Origin of the sequence: Blautia sp. Marseille-P2398 (assembly GCF_964240315.1) — a bacterium.
Lineage (GTDB): Bacteria > Bacillota > Clostridia > Lachnospirales > Lachnospiraceae > Blautia_A > Blautia_A wexlerae.
Map to the genome: position 1 here is coordinate 87,618 of NZ_CAXSTD010000013.1, position 23,897 is coordinate 111,514.

The following is a 23,897-nucleotide window of genomic DNA, read 5'->3' on the forward strand; positions in this document are numbered from 1 at the left end:
ACTAATCATATTTTCTGCCAAATAGAAAAATTTTTCTATTCAATAAAGAAACTGATTTTACTTCTCTGTAATTGACATCCCAAACATAATATTTTACAATATAACAAAGAACAAAGAAACCAAGCAGTATGTATATTACAGAATAAACAAACATAAAATAGGAAGGAGGCATACACGAATGGCAACAGCAACAATCCCATTGAAAGGCAGCGCATCCATGGAATCAAAAAAAGTCAGTATTTCATCTAAACGCCAGATTACTATCCCGCAAAAATTTTTTACGCTTCTGGGTTTTAATACGGAAGCAGAATGTATCATGCGTGGAAACGAACTGGTTTTACGCCCCGTTAAAGAAAATACCAGTGGTGAATTTGCCGAACAGATTCTTGCCGATCTGATCAGACAGGGATATAGCGGTGAAGAATTACTTGAGAAATTTAAACAGACACAGCGAAAAATCCGTCCGGCAGTTGAAGCAATGCTTGCCGAAGCAGACCGGGTCGCAGAATCTAAATCAGGAGGATACTCCTTAGAGGATGTTTTCGGAACGGAGGATGAAAAATGACACAGGTACAGATCCTTCCACCTGCAGCAAAATTTCTGAAAAAACTTAAAGATAAAAAGCTGAAATCTCTGTACAAAGAAGCTATTGAAATGATATGTGAAGATTATTCCATCGGCGAAGAAAAGACAGGTGATCTGGCAGGAATGTACGGTTATGACATTTATTATAATAAAACTAATTATGAACTGGCATATCGGGTGAGACAGCTTGATGATTTGATAATCATCGTTATCATGGCCGGAACCAGAGAAAATTTTTACGAGGAGTTAAAACGTTATATACGCACTATATAACAGTACATATTTGTATCACAAGATAATCCCCCGGAAGTTAATCAGTACTTCCAGGGGATTATTCTATTGACAAAATTTATTCCTGCGCTCCCGTATCAGATGTCAGATATCTTTGCCATGTCTCATTGACATTCTGAATATAGCATTTTACAATAGAACAAAGAAACCAATCAGTATACATGATAAAAAACACTGAACAGAAAGGAGTCATTTCCATGGGACGATTTGTAAATTCGGGAAACAGCGCTTTTCAGGTTGCGCTGAATTCAGAAATCTATGTAGATAAAACCGGTTTACTGGCATATACAAATAAGGTTATGGACACCACTGCAAAATTCATATGCAACAGTCGCCCCCGTAGGTTCGGGAAATCCATCACTGCCGATATGCTCACCGCATATTACTGTAAAGGCTGTAGTTCCGAAGAAATGTTCTCATCTCTGGAAATCGGTCAGGCACCTGGTTTCACGAAATATCTGAATCAATATGATGTGATCCATCTGGATATTCAATGGTGTATGGAACCAGCCGGCGGTCCGGAGAATGTAGTTTCCTACATCACTGAAAAAACGATTCTGGAATTAAGAAATTATTACCCTGAAATTCTGCCTGACTCCATAAGCTCTCTGCCTGAGGCTCTGTCCTGCATTAACACTGCCACTGGTCAAAAGTTCGTAGTAATTATTGATGAATGGGATGTTTTAATCCGAGATGCCTCTACCGACCTGGTAGTCCAAGAGGAATACATCAACTTTCTCCGCGGTATGTTCAAAGGTTCTGAACCTACCAAATATATTCAACTGGCTTACCTCACCGGGATTCTTCCAATCAAAAAAATCAAAACACAGTCAGCTCTGAACAATTTTGCGGAGTTTACAATGACTGACGCCAGGATCTTTTCCAGATATATTGGCTTTACGGAGGAAGAAGTACGAATGCTCTGCGAAAAATACCACCGGGATTTCTCCAAAACCAAGCACTGGTATGACGGTTATCTGCTGGAGCAATATCAGGTATACAATCCTAAAGCAGTAGTAGAATTAATGATCTGGAATAAATTCCAAAGCTACTGGTCGGATACCGGAACCTACGAAGCAATTGTGCCTCTGATCAATATGGATTTTGACGGACTCAAAACTGCCATTATAGAAATGTTGTCCGGTAATTCCGTAGAAATCGATCCTACGACTTTCCAGAATGATATGGTGAACTTTACCTGCAGAGATGATATTCTTACCTGCCTGATCCATCTGGGATATCTGGGTTATGATCAGGACACTCATTCTGCATTTGTTCCAAACGAAGAAATCCGTCAGGAACTTGCCAAAGCTGTTAAACGAAAGAAATGGAATGAATTTCTGACATTCCAGCAGGAATCCTCAGAGTTGCTGGATGCCACTCTGGACATGGACGCAGACACTGTGGCCAGATCCATTGAAAAAATACACAATGAATACGCTTCAGCTATTCAGTACAACAACGAAAACTCCCTCAGCAGCATTCTGTCCATCGGTTATCTCAGCACTATGCGGTATTATTTTAAACCTATACGTGAATTTCCTGCAGGCAGAGGTTTTGCAGATTTTGTCTACCTCCCAAAACCAGAATATTCCAGAGATTACCCTGCACTTGTTGTTGAGTTAAAATGGAATCAAAATGCCCAGACCGCAATCCGGCAGATAAAAAACAGGCAGTACCCTGAGGCTGTTACAAATTATACTGACAATATTTTACTTGTTGGAATTTCTTATGATAAAAAACAGAAAACACATAATTGTGTAATCGAAAAATACTCTGAGAAATAATAAAGGGGCTGATTGTCCTTTACGAAGAACATCTTACCGATTATCTATACGAGAAAAGAAATGCAGGAATGGGAAGCTCTTGTAAGCTAACCCATTCCCACTCTCTGTCTATTCCTTCGTCATTTGTATTATTACCAGAAGTTTCCTGATACTTCCAATCACTTTATATATGTCCATAATGATTTTCAGACAGTCATTCTTATAATATTTTTCTTCTCCCATGGAAACAATACCGCTTTCACATATATTCTATATTCAGCGCTTGAAAGTACCAGGAATTAATAATTTTTCACGCACAAAATCTTTAAAATCGCTTCTTTGTTTCCATATCCTGATTGTATCACACAGACTCCCGAAATCGCATGCATTCACACAAACAACTATATTTCACTACATATTTAACCGATTTTTTCCAATCTTCCTCACAGACAAATTGCATCCCGTTATTTTTTATAGTATGATTATTGGAAATACAGTTCATTTTATCCATCTGGCATATCCGACAGATATTGTCACTGACATAAGAAACTACAACCACTTTAATCCAAAGGAGCTTAATCCAATTTTGAAACTTGCAATCTGCGAAGACAACCCTTCACATTATGAAATAATACATACTATTCTGCAAAAGTATCCTCCGGGAGCTTTTGAAATAACACATTTCGCATCCGGTGATGAATTTCTCCGGACTGTTGCTGAAAATGGATGTCCTTATTCCATTGTACTGACAGATATTGATCTTGGTTCTGACAATGTAAATGGCATCTCACTTGCAGAAAAGATCAACTATATCAGCCCGGACACTCAGATTATTTTTATCAGCCAGTATCTGCAATATGCTACCGCAGTATATGAGACAGAACATGCCTACTTTATCCATAAACAGCAGATGGAAAAGTATCTTCCTCTGGCTCTGAGGACAGCATGCCAGAAGCTCGAGAAACTGCATACACGGTATCTGTATTTCTCCGGAAATTCACGCAATTATCAGGTGCTCTGCTCCGATATTCTTTATCTGGAACGAAATCTGAGGCAGACCACGATCTATACCAGAACAGGAACATATACAACAAAAGAAAGACTGACAGCTCTTACAGAAAGAATGAAACCAGATTTCTGTCTCTGCCATAACAGCTTTGCCGTTAATCTTCATGCTGTACGTACTTACAGTCATAAGGGCATTATACTTTCTGATAATACAGAGATCCCTGTCAGCAGATCTTATTACCAGCAGTTTAAGGACGCGTTTGCTTTCATGATGCTTGCCGGTCACAGGGAGGTGCAGTAAATGAGCAGTCATATGATCAATCTATTCTTGTGTATTCTATCCAGCCTTTATCTGTGTTTTGGACTGCTTTACTTTTGCTGCAGGATCCTGCCAAGCAAACACAAGATCTCACTCCCGCTGTTTTTGTGTCTGTCAGTATTTATGGCACTGTTATTTTGGATCAAACGTGAATCACAGCATAATGGAATTACAATCGTATTTCAGCTTACAACATTTCTTGTAACACTTTTTTTATTCCAGGCATCTTTTATGAAAAAATTAGCCGTTTATTTTATTTTCCAGCTGCTGATAATCTGTCCGGAAATTTTATGTACCAGTGTTTTCATTGCACTTCATAATCTTTTTATACCGACCGATACCTATACTCCGCACAACCTGATATCCAGTTGTTCACCTGCAGAATATTTCGTTATCGAACTCTCCAACATCCTGCTTGGCCTGTTTCTTCTCTGGAAAATATCAGAAATCCTGCGGCAGTGTATAGATTATTTGAAAATACTCACCTTTTTACAACTGTTACTGCCACTGATCGCTCCGGTTTTTCTCAATGTTATAATTTCCCTTCAGAAAAAGCCCGAAGCAGTTCTGGCTCTGAGCATCATTTACTGGATCATATGCATCGGCAGTTATCTGTTGTTTCTGCGTGCAGTCCGTTCTTTAGCCCAACAGCACAGGGAATATTTACAGAAAAAAATGGAAATTAAGCTGATGAAAAAGCAGATAAACGATTCCGTTCAGTTAAGTAATGAATATGCCAGTCTCCGGAAATGGAATCACGATATTGAGAATCACATCATGTCTGTCATGTATTTGATGGATATGAAAAAATATGAGGAAGCAGAAACATATACCGCTTCTGTTCTGTCCCGGATTAATTGCAGACCACAAGAAAAACAACCAGAGGAGGATTGCAGTCATGAGAAAGAACATTAAATTGATTCCTTTATTTCTCTTCCTCTTTGTATTCCAGCTACTATATTTTCTGTCTACAATTTATACAGAAAAAATTGATCATATGTTTCTGATCCTAGCAGTATTTATGGTCCTTATCTGTATCCTTTTATACTGCGTTCTTTCTGATGTGTTAAAGAAATCCAATACTGAAATGGAACTGGCTTTTCTTCAAAAGCAGAAACAATTAAAACAGGAACAGGATTACAGTCTTCAGATTCGCAGACAGGATACTCGGGATTTTCAGATCAAAACTGTACAGGGACTTCAGGACTTCCAGTCACTCCTGGAACAGGAAAAATATGAACAGGCTGATACTGCCATCAGAAATCTGAATCAGACTTTTCAGAAGGAACGCTTTCATCCTTACTGTCAGAATAACCTGTTGCAGGCAATCCTGGAAGGGAAACGGCTTCGTGCAGAACAGAAACATATCCAGGTATCCTACGAGATCCTTTTACCGGAAAAGATTTCCATTAATACGACTGACCTGAGCAGTATATTTTTTAATCTTCTGGACAACGCTATCGAAGCTTGTAGCGCTTCCGGCAATCCTGATCCTGAAATCCGGCTGTCTGCAAACATTTCCAACGGATTTCTGACTGTGTATATGCACAATACCAAGAACCCGATGCAGACTTTTACACATAAGACTACGAAATCAGAACCGGGAGCTCATGGATATGGGCTTTCTATTATTGAAGATATCTGCCAGAAGTATAATGGCTCTTATCAGTGGATCGACCATAATAATACTTTTGATTCCATTGTCTTACTACAGATAAAAAATCTCTGAAAAAAGGAGGCGCTTTCCATGCCAGTTACTCCCACGATCGAAGTAGATGATACCCTGAAAGAACGAAGTTCTCACGGCTCCTTTGAACTTCCCATAGAAACTTATACAGACAACTGCGAAATCTTCCATTCCCTCTACAACCACTGGCATGACGAGATGGAACTGATCTATATTGAATCTGGCAGCGGACTGGTCCGTCTGAATAAAGAGATCCTCCGCGTCAAGGCCGGTGACCTGATCATTGTGAACCGTGGGGTTCTCCATGGCATAAAAACAGATCTGAAGAATATCCTTTATTTCCGTAGTATTGTTTTTGACCTGAACTTTCTGTCAGGCCCGGCGGGAGATTTATGTCAGGAACGTGTCATTTCCCTGTTGATGGATAATCAGGCGGAATTTACCCATATTATTTCCAGATCTGATGACAATTATGGGAATATCTGCCTGCTTTTTGACAGGATCCATTCCTGCCATAAAGAAAAAAAGCCGTATTATTTCGTAAAATTAAAGGCTCTGTTCTTCAGCTTTTTCTACGAAATGCTCATGGGAAATTACATCACTCCCGCAGATAAGGAAGAGAACAAAAGTCTTGCTTCTATTAAAAAGATCCTGGACTACATCAACCTCAATTATTCACAGTCACTGACCGCGGCAGAGCTCACTGCGCTCTCCAATTACAGCGAATACTACTTTATGAAACTGTTTAAGCAATATACCGGCAAGACTCTGATCGCCTACATCAATGACCTGCGCATCGAGAAAGCCAAGCCTCTGCTTCTGCATTCCGACTCCTCTGTCACAGAGATCGCACTGGAAGTAGGTTTCAACAACACCAGCTATTTCATCAAGAAGTTCCAGCAGGCAACCGGAATGTCTCCTCACAAATTTCGCAGAAACCTGTCATAAAATCGCAATTTTGTTGTATTTTTTTTAATAGACTGCTGATATAGTTATAGATGTCAGCAAGAGAACTTCTCTTCCTGATATAAATCAAAAACAATACACTATTCAAAACTAAAAAATAAGCAATCTAACTCATAAAAAAACACATATTCATTTCAGAAAGGGAGATTACGATGGAAACTTTAGAAAAACTCATCTACGACCTGTATAAGAAAAACGCACGTCAGTGCACAGACGAAGAAATCTACAATGCATTATTAATCTATACAAAGAACCAGCTCTTCGAAAGAGGCTATCAGGACGGAAAGAAGAAGATTTATTATATTTCCGCTGAATTCCTGATCGGTAAATTATTATCCAACAACCTGATCAACCTTGGAATCTACGATGATGTTGCTAAATTCTTAAAAGAAAACGGCAAAGAAATCGCTGCTATCGAAGAAGTTGAACCGGAACCATCTCTTGGTAACGGCGGTCTTGGACGTCTGGCAGCATGCTTCCTGGATTCTATCGCAACTCTGGGACTTCCGGGCGAAGGTATTGGTCTGAACTATCACCTCGGACTGTTCAAACAGCTCTTTGAGAACAGACTTCAGAAAGAAACTCCGAACCCATGGATTGAAGAACACAGCTGGCTCACACCTGCAGGTGTTTCCTATACTGTACCGTTCCGCGGATTCTCACTGAAATCTTCCCTGTACGATATCGATGTTGCAGGCTACAATAACAAATCCATTCATCTGCACTTATTTGACATTGATCTGGCAGATGAATCCATGGTTCACGACGGAATTTCCTTTAACAAAAAGGACATCCTTCACAACCTGACACTGTTCCTGTATCCGGATGACAGCGATGACGACGGACGTAAGCTCCGTATCTTCCAACAGTATTTCATGGTATCCAATGCCGCTCAGTTCATCCTGGACGAGGCAACAAAGAAGGGCTGCAACCTGCATGACCTTGCAGACTATGCAGTGATCCAGATCAACGATACTCACCCAAGTATGGTCATTCCGGAACTGATCCGTCTCCTGACAGAGCGCGGAATCGACTTTGATGAAGCTGCTGAAATCGTATCCAAAGTATGTGCTTACACAAACCATACCATCCTTGCAGAAGCTCTGGAAAAATGGCCGATGGACTATCTCCTTGATGTAGTTCCTCACCTTGTACCAATCATCGAGAAACTGGATGAGAAAGTCAAAGAGAAATATCCACAGGAAAATGTAGCGATCATTGACAAGAACAATCTGGTTCACATGGCACATATGGACATCCACTACGGATTCTCCATCAACGGTGTTGCTGCCCTGCATACAGATATCCTGAAAACAAGCGAGCTAAAAGCTTTCTATGATATTTATCCGGAGAAATTCAACAACAAAACTAACGGTATCACATTCCGCCGCTGGTTAATGCACTGCAATCATCCGCTGACAGACTATATTACCTCTCTGATCGGTGATGAGTTTAAAACAAATGCAACTGCTCTGGAAAATCTCCTGAAATATAAGGATGATGAGGCAGTTCTGAACAAGCTTCTTGAGATCAAAACAGAAGCTAAGAAAACCTGTAAAGAATTTATCCTCTCTAACACAGGTGTTGAAATTAATGAGAACAGCATCTATGATATCCAGATCAAACGTCTCCATGAGTACAAACGCCAGCAGTTAAATGCTCTGTACATCATCAGCAAATATCTGGAGATTAAGGGTGGCAAAAAACCATCTCAGCCTGTAACCTTTATCTTTGGTGCAAAAGCAGCTCCTGCTTATGTGATTGCAAAGGATATCATTCATCTTCTGCTCACACTCCAGGATCTCATCAAAGATGATCCGGAAGTTGCACCATACATGAAGCTTGTTATGGTTGAAAACTACAATGTATCCGCAGCCGAAAAATTATTCCCTGCATGCGATATTTCTGAGCAGATCTCCCTGGCTTCCAAAGAGGCAAGTGGTACAGGTAACATGAAGTTCATGCTGAACGGTGCCGTTACTCTGGGAACTATGGATGGCGCTAATGTTGAGATCAGCGAACTGGTTGGTGAAGATAACATCTATATCTTCGGTGAATCCAGTGAGAAAGTTATCGAACATTACGAGAAAGCTGACTACTGCTCCAGAGATATTTATGAAAATGACAAACACATCAAGGAATGTGTTGACTTCATTGTAAGTGAAAAGATGCTGGCACTTGGCCACAAAGAAAATCTCGAAAGACTGCACCACGAACTGATAAGCAAAGACTGGTTTATGACACTGCTTGACTTCAACGATTATGTTGAGAAGAAAGATCAGGCACTGGCTGATTACGCAGACAGAAAAACATGGGCAAAGAAGATGCTGGTTAATATTGCAAAAGCCGGATTCTTCTCTTCTGACAGAACTATCGAACAGTACAACAACGATATCTGGCACCTGACACCGGCAAAATAATCCAATAAAATTTGTGATCATATAAATTCTGTAAAAAACAAACAGCAGGCATTGTATATTCGATGGAATATACAGATGTCTGCTGTTTTATGTTTATCAGATCATAAAAATCTCCCACTGTGTTAATTCAAATCAGACTATAACTACGGCAACCGAATCCGAGCAAAATATACCGCTTTATATATCCTTGTAATAAGCAGGAGAGATAACATCCGCCTCCTTACAGGAACATCCGTTCTCGTAACTATCGCAGCAGTCACAGTTTGAACAGTACATATGAGTATCCGGGATATAAAACAAGCCTCCATAGAGCGGCGAAGTACGGAGTTCTTTTGACTCTTTCTTGCTGTTGGCAAAATGGATTCCATTAGAGATCAGCATATTTTCAGGTTCATACTGAGAGAAATCAAAATAATGTCCCTGTGTTCCATGATGGGGCACCTTGATACACCAGTAATGTTCGTATAATGGCAATTTTCCATCATAGTTCTCTGCGATCATTTTCAGATGCTCAGGCTGTGCATCCCCGGTAAACAAAAGATTTAATTCTCCGTCTCTGGCATTCTGGAACACAATACTGATCTTATGCTTGAACTGCCGCAGATTTATCTGATTCTCATTCAGCCATGCCAGCAGTTTCTTAAAATCAGGAAGTGCTTTGATTCTGCGAAATTCACGCTCATACACATATGCCCGGACAATTTTCTGACGGACCTCCGGCTGTTCTGTCAGCTCAGATGCTGTTAAATCTGTTTCTTTTTCCACAGTTTCCGCCGGTTTATTGCCTTCAGCAGTCATAGACCATACGATCAATCTCAGTTTCTCTGCAAATTCAAGCAGAACATCCATTACTTCTTTAAATTTCCCGTCTTCACAGATTCTGTTATAGACTTCGTCCGTCTCCTTCCGGATTACATCTGTATCCGGCCAGAGTGCCTGATATTTGTTTTCAAACAGTTTTCCCCTGCTTAACAGTTCCACGTTCTGTTTGTTCTCCAAAAGTGCATCCACCAGTGCAAACAGGCTGACCTGACGGCTTGGCAATCCGGATTCTTTTAACAAATCTGCCAGAAGCAGCAGCACCAGTGTTCTGCTCATTTCTTTTTTTGAAAAAACATCGGGAAGATAAATTTTCCCAAAGTCAACAGAAATATCTTTTTTCTTCATCATATAAAGAAGCCCTGACAGATGATCCATATGAAAATGTGTCAGAAGCAGATTTTTACTCTTGATCGTAGACAGATCTGAGATGATCACATCAAATATTTCTCTTCTGGAGCGCCCCTCTATCCTGCTGTTATTTGTTCCGAAATCTACCAGCAGACTCTTCTTTCTGTCCCGGAGACAGAAGCAGTCTCCGAAACCTACATTATACATTCGTACCTTCATTCTTTTCCCTCTTGTTTACAATGGTTAGTTTTATTTTAATATAGGGAAATTGGAAATGCAAGAGGGTGTTGTTTGTGTTATTATAGTGTCGTATGATTACTGGTTACTGTTCACATATCACTATTCCGCGAGGTGTTTTAGCATAAATATGCCAAAATCCCGAGACATACAAGCCAAAATCCCATTGCCGCAGGCAATCTGGAATGAATTTTGGCTGCGTTACTGAGAACAGAGTAAACAGTAACTCATCTGAAATAAAAGAGCGTGTTTGAAAAATGTTTTTCGCAAGATGTGTGTCACAATTTGTGAGAATGATTTTTCAAATACACCTGAGGAAAAACAAATATAAAATATCAGCAGAATGGAGATAGAACACTTATGACAAAACAGGAACTGGCTCTCGAGGTCATTGAACGGTTAAAAAAGGAATATCCTGATGCAGACTGCACTCTGGATTATGATAATGCATGGAAATTACTGGTAAGTGTGCGTCTGGCTGCACAATGTACAGATGCAAGAGTAAATGTAGTTGTACAGGATCTGTATGCAAAGTTCCCTACTGTAGAAGCTCTTGCAAATGCAGATGTTGCAGATATCGAAGCAATCGTTCGTCCATGTGGTCTGGGTAAGAGTAAAGCAAGAGATATCAGTGCCTGCATGAAAATCCTCCACGAACAGTATCATGACAATGTTCCCGGGGATTTTGATGCTCTGCTGAAGCTTCCCGGAGTCGGAAGAAAGAGTGCCAATCTGATCATGGGAGATGTATTCGGCAAACCGGCGATCGTGACAGATACCCATTGCATCCGTCTCTCCAACCGCATCGGTCTGGTCGATAATATGAAAGAACCTAAGAAAGTAGAAATGGCTTTATGGAAGATCATTCCGCCCGAAGAAGGCAATGATCTCTGTCACCGCCTGGTCAATCATGGCCGCGATGTCTGTACAGCACGCACTAAACCTTACTGTGACAGGTGCTGTCTGAATGATATCTGTGAAAAAAATGGTGTAGACAGCCAGGAATAATTATTTTATACACATATAACCAAAATAATCCATACCATTATACACATTATCCCAAAGAAAATCCCCATCTCTGTGTTTCTTTAACCAGAGCGTGTTTGAAAAATGCTCTAGCTCAGCAGATGAGGACTTTCTTATTTGCCTAAATGTGCTCCTCAAGGCTTGCGAAGAAAAGTTCATAGAAATCGTCTTCCCCTGCAAGCTTCGGAGAGTTTTCACCTCCACCGTTGGTACTTCTTCGCATGGTAGCATAAAATTCTTCTCCGGCTGTGATCAGATCCATCTCATAAATCTGATATCCCAGTTCCCGACACTTCGCGCAGAAAGCGGCAAGCGGCTGTTCTGCCTTTCTGGTGTCCATCAGTTCCTGCCAGATGTTACGGTCTTTCAGCGCTTTTTCTCTTAATTCGTCTAACATTGCTCCGATTTCCATAATAACATTCCTCCTCTTTGTTTTCTGACCTTCATCAAATAACTATTCCATCGTTATCTGCAGAATTGTTACTTCATCAGTTCATAATAAAATATATACTGCTGCATCACGCCCCGGCAGCCCTTATAACGTCTGTTTGGAAATCCCCGTTTATAATGAGCATCCAACGCCTGGCGGATGTGAGTATCTACAGGAAATGCATCCAGCTGATGCAATCCGAAAAGACAGATACAGTCAGCTACTTTCTCACCAACTCCATACAGTCCCAGCAGTTCTTTTCGTGCAGCTTTATAAGTCATATCATGCAGACTGTTAAGTGAAATATCTCCGAAACAGACTTTTCTGGCTGTGTCCAGCACATATTTTGCTCTGTATCCCAGATTGCACTCCCGAAGCTGTTCTTCCGTTGCCAAAGCCAATGCCTCTGCAGTCGGAAACGCATAATATTCTGCACCTGTGCTGCTTGTTTTTCTTACTCCAAATTCCCGGCTGATATTTTCAATACACTTCTTTATTCTTGTAATATTATTCTGTTGAGAGATCAGGAATGAAATAATCATCTCCCACAGATCCTGCTGCAGAATGCGGATTCCGCTTCCCATCTCTCCTGCTGCTGTCAGATATTTATCCCTTGGATTGATCATGTTTATATATTCACTGTAATCACAATCCAGATCAAAATACCGGATCCAGAAGAAAATGAAATCTTCTTCCGGACAAAAGAAATTGACAATTCCTCTCTCCTGAGTCAGTTCCAGATATTTATCTCCCGCAATCACCCGGTAACGATCATCACCGATCTGATCCATCCGAAAGCACTGCCCGGATCTGCAGATCTGCCCCAGGTCAAAATTATCCATTTCTATTGTCAGCATACTATATAACCCCTTATCCTTCTGTTACCAATGTTACTAATAACTCTTTTTTTTCTTGATGAATATATGAATGTATTATATACTATTCTAAGTATAAACGTAAAGCAGAAAGGGGTTCTTACCAATGAAATTTATATATCCTGCGGTTTTCCGCAAAAATGAAGAAGGCAGATATAAAGCATTTTTTCCGGATCTTGCCTGTTGTGAAGCTGAAGGCGACACTCTCGACGATGCGATTGATAATGCAAACGAGGCTGCTTATAACTGGATTTATGCAGAAGTAATGGAAGATGAAATGGATCTCCCTGCAATTTCCGATGAATCCGATCTGGATCTGCTGGAGGGAGATATTGTAAGAAATATTCAGGTCAACATCCGTATGTATGACGGATGGGATGAGTAACCACTACCCGCAACGACAAATTACAGAAATTCAGCTCCGTTATGTTACAATAAAACAAACATTAACGGAGCTTTTTTATTATTTAAATCTGCTCAGACACACTTCGGTGTACTATCTGCAAAACAATTTTTTTCTCTCGTTTTGCACTTCAAAAGGAGGTTTTACTATGAAAGCAAGAAGTTTTAAAAAATTCTTTGTGAGTATTGCACTCAGTGCTGTTCTCACGTTATCGTCCGCTTCCTCTGTATTCGCAGCCACAGCACAGCTGGCACCCGCTGAACAATCTGTGGAACTGGCTCAAAGTGACGATTCTGACACCCCTGCCATTGAATCATCCGATGCACAGAATGCCTGCGCTTCTCTTACCGCCCAGCCAGGGATCAGACAGACAGCAGCTTCCGAGAATTCTGTAACTATTCAGTGGAACCCTGTTACCAATGCTTCCAAATATGCTGTCAATATCAGCCCTTTAAGTTCCTCTTCCTATCGTTTTCTCGGCTATATTGGCAATACCCGCAACAAAGCTAAGATCAATAAGCTAAAAGCAGGAACTGCTTACGTTATTAAAATCACAGCACTGAATTCATCCGGCATTGCGATTTCTTCCCGTACTGTGGGATGTACCACGCTTTATTCAAAGGTAAAGATTAAATCTTCCTATGCATCAACCGGCAGATATACCTTCAATATGCAGACTGTAAACCCTTCAAACTCCATTACAGGTTATAAGGTTGTATACCAGAGTTCTGCAGCCCACAAACTTATAACTAAATATTTTAATACCAGATATTCCTTTACCATTCCAATATCCGGCAATACATTTTATCAGGTGAAGATTTACCCTTACCTGGTTCTGGGAAATAAACGGTATGTAAGTTCAACCTCTACGGACAGATATATTTCCAATGTCATCACTCTTCAGAAAGCAGGCAACACAAACAGCTCCATGAGCGTAAAATGGAACAGAACTGCCGGTGCAGACAATTACAGTATTTACATAAAATATCCGGGAAGCAGTTCTTTCAAAAAAGTAAAAACAACAACTTCCAATTTCTTTACACTCACCGGAATGAAAAAGAATACCAAGTACGGCATTAAGGTAATTGCCAATAAAAAAATGAAAAACAAAGTATGGCATTCTGATTCCAAAGCCTATAATATGTCCTTAGTCTGACCATAGTTATCCATAGCAATTGCATAAATCCGGCTACGTTATCAATGACGTAGCCAAAATTTTATATTGACTTTCCCATATCTAAGTGATACACTGGTTGTAATTGAGACAAGGGGTGCTTGTGTAAACAGGCTGAGAGTAAGCTGTATCGCTTTAACCCATTACCTGATTTGGATAATGCCAACGTAGGGAAAGTTATAGTTCTTCCACACTGCAATATGCTTGTTGGCATATTGCAGTTTTCCTTTTACTCTGAACGGGCATATCATATTATCTCCCCCTTGTTTTAATTGCGGACAAATAGTCAGGCAAATGATTTCATACGCCTGAAAGGCAATAAAATATTGCCACGACAGACCGGGGGCACCACTCTCTGTCACACCAGTAGTTTACTTAAAAACTTACGAATATGCGCAGGTGCAAGTCCCTGCTGTATGCAGGAGGCGCAGTTCATTTAATATTGCTGTTTATCTATTACTATGTGCAGCAATTAAGAGCCCACAGTGCAGGGCAAGGAGGAAAAAATGACACAGTATACAACGCAGATGGACGCGGCACGTCAGGGAATCATCACACCACAGATGGAAATCGTAGCAGAAAAAGAACACTTTGACGTGGAAGAATTAAGAGAACTGATTGCAAAAGGACAGGTAATTATTCCCTGCAACAAAAATCACAAGAGCATCAGTCCGAGCGGTGTCGGTGCAAAGCTGACCACCAAGATCAATGTAAATTTAGGTGTTTCCAGAGACTGGAAAGACGTTGATATGGAATATGAAAAGGTACATTCAGCAGTAGAAATGGGTGCAGAAGCCATCATGGATCTCAGCTCCTACGGAGATACCAGAAGCTTCCGCCGCAAACTTACATCCGAATGTCCGGCAATGATCGGTACTGTTCCGATCTACGACGCAGTAGTATATTATCACAAAGCACTTGGTAAGATTACTTCTGAAGAGTGGATTGATATCGTACGTATGCACGCAGAAGACGGCGTGGATTTTATGACTATCCACTGCGGTATGAATCGTGCAACCGCAGCACGTTTCAAACAGAATAAACGTCTCATGAACATTGTTTCCAGAGGTGGTTCTATTATGTTCGCATGGATGGAAATGACAGGAAAAGAGAACCCGTTCTATGAACATTTTGATGAAATTCTTGATATCTGCAGAGAGTATGATATCACTTTAAGTCTGGGAGATGCATGTCGTCCCGGATGTATTGCAGATGCAACTGATACTGCACAGATTGAAGAGCTGATCACTCTCGGTGAGCTTACCAAACGTGCATGGGAAAAGGATGTTCAGGTTATGATCGAGGGACCTGGCCACATGCCGCTGAACCAGATCGCAGCTAATATGGAGATCCAGAAAACTCTTTGCCATGGCGCTCCTTTCTATGTACTTGGACCGCTTGTAACAGATGTTGCTCCCGGATATGACCACATTACTTCCGCAATCGGCGGTGCGATTGCTGCTTATTCAGGTGCTGCTTTCCTCTGCTATGTAACACCTGCAGAACATCTTCGTCTGCCAAATGCAGCTGATGTAAAAGAGGGAATTATCGCTGCCAAAATTGCTGCTCATGCTGCTGATATTGCCAAAGGAGTTCCCGGTGCCGCAGAATGGGATTATAAGATGAGCGAAGCGAGAAAACGTCTTGACTGGGAAGAAATGTTCAAACTCAGCATGGATCCTGAGAAAGCAAGACGCTACCGCGCAGAGGCCAAACCTGAGAAAGAAGACACCTGCAGTATGTGCGGAAACTTCTGTGCCGTAAAGAATACAAACCGTATTCTGGATGGTGAAATTGTTACTATTTTTGATGAATGATGCTTTTATAAAAGCCGTATTTCAACATGTTTGATTGTTGAAATACGGCTTTTTATTTACTATATCTTCATCATATCTGACATAATACATCCACCGGCTGAATCATGTTCCATAATCTCATTTAACTGTCCTGTTCCCGGATGTATCCCTCCTATGGCATATACAGGAATCTTTACTGCTTTACAGACATTCTCCAGAAATTCCAGTCCTCTGGGTGGAAGTCCTTTTTTACAGTCAGTTGTATAAATATGTCCTGCCGTAAGATAATCAGCTCCCAGACTTTCTGCTTTCAATGCATCTTCTACGGAGTGGACCGAACTTCCGATCTGCCGGAAACCTCCAAGCTTTCCCTCATATTTTTCCAACAGAAATATTGGCAGATGAATGTATGGATGATGCAGTTTTTCTGCTACGTTTACATAGGTATGTAATATGCAGGGAACCTGATATCTCTTACAGATTTCCAGTATCTGCTCTGCCAGACGAGAATATTCTTCCTCCGGCAGATCCTTTTCCCTCAGAATAACCGCCTTCGGATGAAGGCTGCATACACGCTCGATCTGTTCTGCAAAGGGACGCTGACACAGGGAGCGGTTGGTCACTGCAATTACATTTTCATAAGGATTTTTCTGCATTTTAGAGGTACACATAATCATTCATAACCGGCTGAAGATCATGATCCAAAAGTGCCTTATAGACTTCATCTACAGACCTTCCGTCTGAAATCTCAAACTGGTCATCTCCTTTATCTTCGATATCCTCCACATGACTTCCGATTCCTGTGCTGACTCCTGCTGAAATCTTTGTCGCAGCAATTCCAACCAGGTTATCGCGGACACGCTCACACTCTCTGGTAGATACCGTAATGCTTGCAAATGGCATGAACAGACGATAGGCGCAGACCACCTGAAGCAGCTGTGGTTCATGTACATCCATAGGATTAATACGGTCATTGTTGATGATCGGCCGAAGTCTCGGACAGGAAAATGCAATCTCTGCATGAGGATATTTTCTCTGCAAAAGATATGCATGATATCCGGTGGCAAAAGCATCCTTACGGAAATCATCCAGTCCCAGAAGTGCAGCAAATCCTACTCCTCGCATACCACCCTTTAAAGCACGTTCCTGTGCGTTCAGACGATAAGGAAATATACGCTTGTGCCCTGCAAGATGCAGAGTTTCATACTTATCTGAATTATAAGTCTCCTGGAATACCGTTACATAATCAGCTCCGCATTCATGGAGATGTGCATACTCATCTGAATTCATAGGATAAACTTCAAGTCCGATTACTTTGAAATATTTCCGGGCAATCTTACATGCTTCTCCGATATATTTTACATCAGATTTTGCTCTGCTCTCTCCTGTAAGAATCAGGATTTCCTGCAGTCCTGTCTTTGCGATAGCAGCCATTTCCTTATCAATCTCTTCTGCATTCAGCTTTGCTCTGCGGATCTTATTATGGCAGTTAAATCCGCAGTAAATACAGTAATTCTCACAGTAATTTGCAATATAAATAGGGGTAAACATATACACACTGTTCCCAAAATGTTTCCTGGTTTCTTTCTGCGCAGCCTGTGCGATTTCCTCCAGAAGAGGCAATGCAGCCGGAGACAGCAGTGCCTGAAAATCCTCTGGTGTACGGTTATCATGAGCAAGTGCCCTGCGTACATCTGCCTCTGTATATTTATCATAATCGTAAGCATTCATGGCAGAAATAACCTGATCCATCACGTCTGATTCTTCCAGTACTTCCATTCCCGGAAGATATTTCATATGATCGATCCTGTTCTTTTTCATATCTTCCAGAATCACTTCATTGACAATACTTTCGTTGAAGTGTTCCCCATGTTCCATATTTTTTTCTGTTGTTTCCATTGATGTTTTCTCCTCTTTATTACCATTTGGCAACTTTCGTTTTCCTATAAATTAATACCTACTCCGCAGTTATAGCAATCCTCTAAAATAATGCATCTTAATCCAGCCCATCAGAGTGTGAAATCCTGCGTCAGATATCTTTGCCGTGCGTCAGCACGCCTGCAGATATCTTCCTTGTCTTTCGCACGCCGCTGAACTGTCTTAAATGCATTATTTACGAGGATTGCTATAATCAAAAATCTCATTTTAGAATGATTTTTTATTTATTACTCATGAAGAAAACCAGTCAGTGGAGAGGATGCGCTTGCACCTTTTTCCAGGGTTCTTCCCAGTCCGGCAAGGTATGCACTTCGTCCTGCTTCAATAGCTTTTTTAAATGCTTCAGCCATTATCTGCACATCACCTGCTGTGGCAATCGCAGTATTTGCCATAACTGCAGATGCCCCCATCTCCATGGCTTCACACGCCTGAGAAGGACGTCCGATTCCTGCATCTACAATGATCGGGAGCTCAATTTCGTCAATCAAAATCTGGATAAATTCTTTAGTGCACAGACCTTTATTAGAGCCGATCGGAGAACCCAGCGGCATGATGCAGGCAGCTCCGGCATTTACCAGATCTCTGGCTGCATTCAGATCCGGGTACATATAAGGCATTACTACAAATCCTTCTTTTGCAAGAATTTCTGTAGCTTTAACAGTTTCATAGTTATCCGGAAGCAGATATTTTGAATCATGGATCACTTCGATTTTTACGAAATCACCGCATCCGATTTCTCTGGAAAGCCTGGCAATACGAACTGCTTCTTCTGCATTTCTGGCACCTGAAGTATTGGGAAGAAGAGTAACATTTTTCGGAATATAGTCCAGAATATTTGCCAGTCCACCTTCATTGGCACGACGCAGAGCCAGAGTGATGATCTGCGCATCTGCCTTTTCAATACATGCTTTCACCAGATCCAGAGAAAATTTTCCGGATCCCAGAATAAAACGGGAAGTAAATTCATGACCTCCCAAAATCAGTTTGTCTTCATTATTTGTACTCATAATTTAAGTCCTTCTTTCGTATATTATAATGAGATATCAGGATATTCCTGTTTATCTTCCACCTCCCATGAAGCTGACTATTTCCAGTATGTCATTTTCATGTAAAACAGTAGTGCTGTACTCGGCTTTTGACAGAATTCTTTCATTTAATTCTACTGCAATCTGGCTGGGCACATAGCTGTTTTCCTCCAGATATTGCCCTATTGTAAGAGTATTCTGCAATTCTTTTGTTTTTCCATTAACAGTAATAAGCATACTTTCTCCTTTCCGGGAAAAGAAGGTCCGACCTCTACAACATAAAAAAGAGTCCACAAAAGAATACACCCGCGGTGGTGCACCCCTTCATGAACTCTGTTCACTCTCATCTTTCCCAATATTCATCTGTTATAATGTAAATTTCCCTGTAAGCCCCCGGCTTTCTCTCGCTTATTACAGATTGATTACCGGACAGCTGAATTTCTTCAAATGCATGAGATAAATAAAAAGGAGATGCCCGTCATCTCCCTTTAAAATCATATCTTATAGGTTCCTACGTTGGCATTATCCAAATCAGGTATATGGGTCGAAGTTGATGACTTCCTCTCAGCCTGCACTCACAAGCTCCCCTTTCTTTACATGGGTAAAGTATAATCTTTTATCCCATGTGTGTCAAGACCATATTTCTACATCCTCAGTTTCTTATGAAACTCCCGCATCGTATCCTTCTTGCAGAAGATAAACAGTGCAGCCAATGTCAGAAAACTGATTCCGGCACAGATTACTGAAGGTACGGCAAACTGCACGATTCCAATCCAAACCAATATCATCGGAATCAGTCCTGCAATTCCGGCCTGTACAAGATAAAACAGATATTCTTCCCTTTCCAGACGGTTTATTTTTGCGATCACAGGAACAGAAAACTGCACTGCCAATATCCCGAAAGGAATCACAAAATCCACAGACCAGCCCTTCCATCCGGTAAACCGGTCCCATAGGATTGCGATTACTGATATGAGCAAAAGCTGCCACATTTCATTCTTCAGAATATTCCTGCGTTTATAATATGCTACCATAACAACCAGCCATGCACAGGCACATCCTGCTCCTGCAAACCAGAACCAGTTCAGTACACCTGCCATCATAAAATTAATCATTCCGCAAATTACCGCAATTGCCAGACACAGGAAGCTGAAAGTCTGGATAACCTTCTGATTTTCTTTTTTCTCAAGCCTGTGCTTTTCCCCATATCCCGGAAATTCATTCTTTAATTCTCTGTGGGAAACATTCTCCTCGCCAAGCATCCGCTGGAAATTCCTCTGGATACTGTCATTCGGTATCTTGGAAGTAAATCCCAGTACCATCTCATCCCCATAAGAACAGGAACACATCTGCAAAGAATTGGTACTTGCAAAAATCCCAAAATGCTGAATATATTCTTTGTACTCCTCCGGCAAACGAATAATGCCGATATTAGAATAAACTGCCGTAATGCTCCTGCTTCCCAGATTGGCTCCGAGCATCAGAAAATATTTCTTGATCTCCAACGGAACAGCACGTACAAAAGGATTCTTCTCAATGCGCACATATCCGCTCATATGCATGGCAATCTTTTCTTTTACCAGTTCTTCTTCGAACTGTTTCTTCACAGACAAAAGTACATCTTCAAAAGTTGTTTCATCAGAAAATATATATCCCACCTCAATCCATCCAAAGAAATTTGTCATAGACTGAGACGGAAAATAATTTCTCAGATTCACCGGAATCATCAATGCTACCGGTCGTTTCTGCTGATTCTTTGGAATCTCTTCCCGAATAGAACACAACATCATTGCTGTCAGTAAAACAGTGATGGAAACTCCACAGGAGCGGGCTTTCCGGTGGATATCTTTTACAGAAAGAGCAACCTCCGTAACATGCATATCTGAGTGAACCAGCTTCTCCCCTTTCAGTTTAACAGCGGCTTTTTTCTTCTCTTTATCTTTCGGTATATCTGAAGAATAATACTGAGAAAAGCTGTCCTCTTCTTTATCTCCATGTGTAATTTCCTCTGCATGCTCAATCTGCGGAAGATCTGCCTGTGGATGTGCCAGGATCAGATAATCCTGAACCAGTTCCTGCAGGAAATGCATGGCTCCGGTGCCATCTGTCAATGCATGAAACACCTCAAAATTAATTCTGTTTTTGTCATAACTCACCTGAAATAAAAGGGATTTCTTATCCTGAATATATAAACGGCTGCATGGTGGTTCCGTCTCCGGCTTTACCACTGCCCTGATGTCTCTGTGCTCCAGATAAAACCAGAACAGTCCTTTTCTCAGAACCGCCTGGAACAATGGATATTTCTCCATTGTCTGATCCAGTGCTGCCTGAAGGATTTCCCCATTGACTTCTTCCTTTAACTGACAATAGAAACGAAACACTCTGGTGTCATTCTTTCCTGTTACCAGCGGAAATGCCAACGCTGCATTATCCAGTTTTCTCCATTTTGAGTATCCTGTATCCATAATTTTCCTGCCTTCTTTTTCGTTCCTGCTTACCTCTTTGTCCTGTAGCAATCTTCTCGGGGATTACTGTAGAATTTTCTCATAACTCTTATTCAGAAACTGGTTAATATATTTAAAACTCTCCTGTACATGCAGAAATTTGATTCCCAGCGCAAAAAATCCATGAAATGCTCCGTAAATCCTGTGTACCTCCACATGATTTCCTGCAGCATGAAGTTTTCTGCCATATACTTCTCCCTCATCGCGCAAAGGATCATATTCTGCTGTGAGAATTAATGTTTCAGGCAAATTTCTCAGATCCTTCTCCAGTATCGGTGCAAAATACGGATTCTGCCTGTCCTCTGCTGAACTCTGATAAAGATTCAGATAATCTTCCATTTTTACTGATGTAAGAAGATAATCACAGCCATTCTCCTGTACGGACCTGTAAGGAGATTCCTCTGTATAACAGTTTCCAAGTGCAGGATAGATCAGTATCTGACGGCGTGGTGTAAACTCGCCTTTGTCTCTTGCCATCAGACATACTGCTGCTGTCAGATTTCCTCCTGCACTGTCCCCGATGATCGTAATTTTCTCCGGATCAGTGTTTAAGATCAGCTGATTGGTATAAAGCGCTTTCGCTGCTGCATAACAATCCTCCAGCGGAACCGGAAACTTATGCTCCGGTGCCAGTCTGTATTCTACAGAAACTACAATATGTGCAGTTGCCTGTGCCATTCTGGCACATACACGGTCGTAATTCTCCACACTCTCAGTTACCCATCCGCCACCATGGAAAAACAGGAGAATCGGAAATGTATTTCCCTCTACGATCCCCGCCTGCATTGCCTCTTCTGTCGGAAAATACAGTCTGACCGGGACCTCATGTTCTCCATTATAAACTCTGGCATCCAGCTTTTTTACAAAAATCCGCATGGCATCCAGCTGCTTCAGATCTGCCATTCTTCTGGAAGATTCCAGCTCAATATTTCCATATGACAGCGCATGCAGAATTGCTTTCATTGTCTTTGATATCAATATTCTATATTTCCTTTCAGTTCTGTCATTCTACCCGCATCCACCGCTTATTGCTTTTCGCAGCCTCCGCAAGTGGCTTACCTGATTAATTAATCGTGGCGCTCATCCGTATTACTGTACATTTCACAGAATCTTGCAGCAAATGCCGGTGGTTCATCATGCACATATAAATGGGAAATATCACCAAATGCGCTGATACGAAAACTTGCGATTCCTTCTCTTCGTTCTTCTGTATTGACAGTTGTCACTGAACTTGGTGCTGCGCAGAATCCATGCCACAGTACCATTGGAGAAGCACCGATCAGATGCGCAAGAAGCACACATTCCAGACCAAAATGGCAGAAGAATACCAGCGTATCTTCATTTGGTTTCTCCACTCTGTAATAATGTCCTTCACGTACATAACCATGTTCGGCAAGAAGCTTATCAAACTTTCCTGTTACATAGTCATAGTATCCTTTGGCATCAGACTGCTGAAGTCTCTCGTTTTCATACCAGTGATCATACTGGTAAAATCTCTCGTCCTGTGTCCAGTCCTGCGGAAGCCAGTCCCATAATCTCTTTTGCCTGTCAGTAACATCCGGGCGATCGATCAGAACATCAAATTCCCTCAGCCAGTCACACTCAACTGCTGTACGGTTCATTTTCTTCAATGTAAAAGAGGCTGTATCCTTTGCCCTTCCAAGAGGTGATACATAGAAATCCTTTACATCAAGTTTTGACAGTCTTTCTGACAGATATTCTGCTTCTTTCCAGCCTTTTTCTGTAAGAGAATCAATGGAATAATCCGGATCTCCATGTCGCACGATCAATAATCTCATTCGTATTGTTCCTTTCTTTTGTCTCAGTTCTTCTATTATCTCAGATCAGATCGTATCCAAATAGTCTGGCATCTTCCATTCATAAATCTTATCTGAGTTTTTTTAATTTCCACATTCTTCTGTAATCGGAGGGATTGTTTCCTCATAAATATCGTTACTGTTCACAGTAACGTAGCCAAAATTCATTCCAGATTGCCTGCGGCAATGGAATTTTGGCTTGTATGTCTCGGGATTTTGGCATATTCATACCAAAACACCTCGCGGGATAGTGGTGTGTGAACAGTAACTAAATATCTTCTGATGTGGATAAGTTCTGCTTATCATATGACGCTTCTATTCTAACACCAAGTTCCGGTTTCTGCACCAAAAATTCTCTGCAGTCCGGTTCAGTTACTGCAAAAGTCGGTCGGCTGTTTATTTATAGCCATTCCATAAAATACTGCACTTGCTATAACAAAAAAAGGATGTGCAACTCTGA

22 protein-coding genes and 2 riboswitches are annotated in these 23,897 nt (G+C 41.1%); of the genes, 12 read left to right on the top strand and 10 right to left on the bottom strand.

Going from position 1 to position 23,897, the window contains the following annotated elements; translation table 11 throughout:
* Window positions 1-178: 178 nt before the first annotated feature.
* The 8 genes from ACESZG_RS14595 (at window position 179) to ACESZG_RS14630 (ending at window position 9,042) form a co-directional block, all read left to right on the top strand.
* Complete coding sequence (locus ACESZG_RS14595) at window positions 179-565, top strand: AbrB family transcriptional regulator (RefSeq protein ID WP_044996646.1); 387 nt, start codon at window positions 179-181, stop codon at window positions 563-565.
* Entirely contained in the window at window positions 562-858 is a 297-nt protein-coding gene (locus tag ACESZG_RS14600) for a type II toxin-antitoxin system RelE/ParE family toxin (RefSeq protein WP_008707048.1), read from the top strand. Before ACESZG_RS14595 ends, ACESZG_RS14600 begins: the two co-directional genes overlap by 4 nt.
* Window positions 859-1,073: 215 nt before the next feature.
* Window positions 1,074-2,663, top strand: coding sequence for an AAA family ATPase (locus ACESZG_RS14605; RefSeq protein WP_055059458.1), 1,590 nt, complete (start codon window positions 1,074-1,076; stop codon window positions 2,661-2,663).
* Between the two features lie 565 nt (window positions 2,664-3,228).
* Window positions 3,229-3,951, top strand: a complete 723-nt coding sequence (locus tag ACESZG_RS14610; RefSeq protein ID WP_055053386.1) for a LytTR family DNA-binding domain-containing protein — start codon at window positions 3,229-3,231, stop codon at window positions 3,949-3,951.
* A 249-nt stretch (window positions 3,952-4,200) separates the two neighbouring features.
* Complete coding sequence (locus tag ACESZG_RS14615; RefSeq protein ID WP_147418846.1) at window positions 4,201-4,884, top strand: hypothetical protein; 684 nt, start codon at window positions 4,201-4,203, stop codon at window positions 4,882-4,884.
* A complete protein-coding gene (locus ACESZG_RS14620; RefSeq protein ID WP_055053339.1) occupies window positions 4,868-5,698 on the top strand; it encodes a sensor histidine kinase in 831 nt (276 codons plus the stop codon). Before ACESZG_RS14615 ends, ACESZG_RS14620 begins: the two co-directional genes overlap by 17 nt.
* Window positions 5,699-5,716: 18 nt before the next feature.
* Window positions 5,717-6,604 (top strand): AraC family transcriptional regulator, encoded by an 888-nt coding sequence (locus ACESZG_RS14625; RefSeq protein ID WP_022380938.1) that lies wholly within the window; start codon window positions 5,717-5,719, stop codon window positions 6,602-6,604.
* Window positions 6,605-6,774: 170 nt separating this feature from the next.
* Window positions 6,775-9,042 carry a glycogen/starch/alpha-glucan phosphorylase gene (locus ACESZG_RS14630; RefSeq protein WP_144136898.1) on the top strand — a complete coding sequence of 756 codons (2,268 nt, stop codon included), beginning with the start codon at window positions 6,775-6,777 and terminating at the stop codon, window positions 9,040-9,042.
* A gap of 177 nt (window positions 9,043-9,219) precedes the next feature.
* On the opposite strand, the gene ACESZG_RS14635 is transcribed toward ACESZG_RS14630, so the two are convergent.
* Entirely contained in the window at window positions 9,220-10,431 is a 1,212-nt protein-coding gene (locus ACESZG_RS14635) for an MBL fold metallo-hydrolase (protein ID WP_373218621.1), read from the bottom strand.
* A 378-nt stretch (window positions 10,432-10,809) separates the two neighbouring features.
* On the opposite strand from ACESZG_RS14635, the gene nth reads away from it, so the two are divergent.
* A complete protein-coding gene (nth, locus tag ACESZG_RS14640; RefSeq protein WP_025579857.1) occupies window positions 10,810-11,457 on the top strand; it encodes an endonuclease III in 648 nt (215 codons plus the stop codon).
* A gap of 139 nt (window positions 11,458-11,596) precedes the next feature.
* Here nth and ACESZG_RS14645 read toward each other — a convergent pair whose 3' ends face one another.
* Both ACESZG_RS14645 and ACESZG_RS14650 read right to left on the bottom strand, forming a co-directional pair.
* Window positions 11,597-11,887: a hypothetical protein gene (locus ACESZG_RS14645; protein ID WP_022380138.1), complete on the bottom strand. Its 291-nt coding sequence runs from the start codon at window positions 11,885-11,887 to the stop codon at window positions 11,597-11,599.
* A gap of 68 nt (window positions 11,888-11,955) precedes the next feature.
* Entirely contained in the window at window positions 11,956-12,762 is an 807-nt protein-coding gene (locus ACESZG_RS14650; protein ID WP_008707063.1) for a DNA-3-methyladenine glycosylase, read from the bottom strand.
* A gap of 124 nt (window positions 12,763-12,886) precedes the next feature.
* On the opposite strand from ACESZG_RS14650, the gene ACESZG_RS14655 reads away from it, so the two are divergent.
* The 3 genes from ACESZG_RS14655 to thiC all read left to right on the top strand — a co-directional run bounded on the left by ACESZG_RS14655 (window position 12,887) and on the right by thiC (window position 16,174).
* Window positions 12,887-13,165, top strand: a complete 279-nt coding sequence (locus ACESZG_RS14655; protein WP_008707065.1) for a type II toxin-antitoxin system HicB family antitoxin — start codon at window positions 12,887-12,889, stop codon at window positions 13,163-13,165.
* Between the two features lie 166 nt (window positions 13,166-13,331).
* Complete coding sequence (locus ACESZG_RS14660; protein ID WP_195480835.1) at window positions 13,332-14,339, top strand: fibronectin type III domain-containing protein; 1,008 nt, start codon at window positions 13,332-13,334, stop codon at window positions 14,337-14,339.
* A gap of 101 nt (window positions 14,340-14,440) precedes the next feature.
* Window positions 14,441-14,549, top strand: a riboswitch (TPP riboswitch).
* A gap of 314 nt (window positions 14,550-14,863) precedes the next feature.
* The gene (thiC, locus tag ACESZG_RS14665; RefSeq protein WP_008707069.1) at window positions 14,864-16,174 is read left to right on the top strand and encodes a phosphomethylpyrimidine synthase ThiC; all 1,311 of its coding nucleotides are present in this window, start codon (window positions 14,864-14,866) and stop codon (window positions 16,172-16,174) included.
* Between the two features lie 59 nt (window positions 16,175-16,233).
* Here thiC and ACESZG_RS14670 read toward each other — a convergent pair whose 3' ends face one another.
* The 7 genes from ACESZG_RS14670 to ACESZG_RS14700 form a co-directional block, all read right to left on the bottom strand.
* Entirely contained in the window at window positions 16,234-16,809 is a 576-nt protein-coding gene (locus tag ACESZG_RS14670; RefSeq protein WP_373218624.1) for a thiamine phosphate synthase, read from the bottom strand.
* 1 nt (window position 16,810) lies between these two features.
* Window positions 16,811-18,052 carry a 2-iminoacetate synthase ThiH gene (thiH, locus tag ACESZG_RS14675; protein ID WP_008707072.1) on the bottom strand — a complete coding sequence of 414 codons (1,242 nt, stop codon included), beginning with the start codon at window positions 18,050-18,052 and terminating at the stop codon, window positions 16,811-16,813.
* A gap of 266 nt (window positions 18,053-18,318) precedes the next feature.
* A complete protein-coding gene (locus ACESZG_RS14680) occupies window positions 18,319-19,098 on the bottom strand; it encodes a thiazole synthase (protein ID WP_008707074.1) in 780 nt (259 codons plus the stop codon).
* 51 nt (window positions 19,099-19,149) lie between these two features.
* Window positions 19,150-19,353, bottom strand: coding sequence for a sulfur carrier protein ThiS (gene thiS, locus ACESZG_RS14685; protein ID WP_008707075.1), 204 nt, complete (start codon window positions 19,351-19,353; stop codon window positions 19,150-19,152).
* Window positions 19,354-19,606: 253 nt separating this feature from the next.
* Window positions 19,607-19,715: riboswitch (TPP riboswitch) on the bottom strand.
* A gap of 45 nt (window positions 19,716-19,760) precedes the next feature.
* Entirely contained in the window at window positions 19,761-21,581 is a 1,821-nt protein-coding gene (locus ACESZG_RS14690) for a DUF6320 domain-containing protein (RefSeq protein ID WP_373218627.1), read from the bottom strand.
* A 63-nt stretch (window positions 21,582-21,644) separates the two neighbouring features.
* Window positions 21,645-22,583, bottom strand: coding sequence for an alpha/beta hydrolase (locus tag ACESZG_RS14695; protein ID WP_055057705.1), 939 nt, complete (start codon window positions 22,581-22,583; stop codon window positions 21,645-21,647).
* Between the two features lie 104 nt (window positions 22,584-22,687).
* Complete coding sequence (locus tag ACESZG_RS14700) at window positions 22,688-23,419, bottom strand: histidine phosphatase family protein (RefSeq protein ID WP_055057683.1); 732 nt, start codon at window positions 23,417-23,419, stop codon at window positions 22,688-22,690.
* Between the last annotated feature and the right edge of the window lie 478 nt (window positions 23,420-23,897).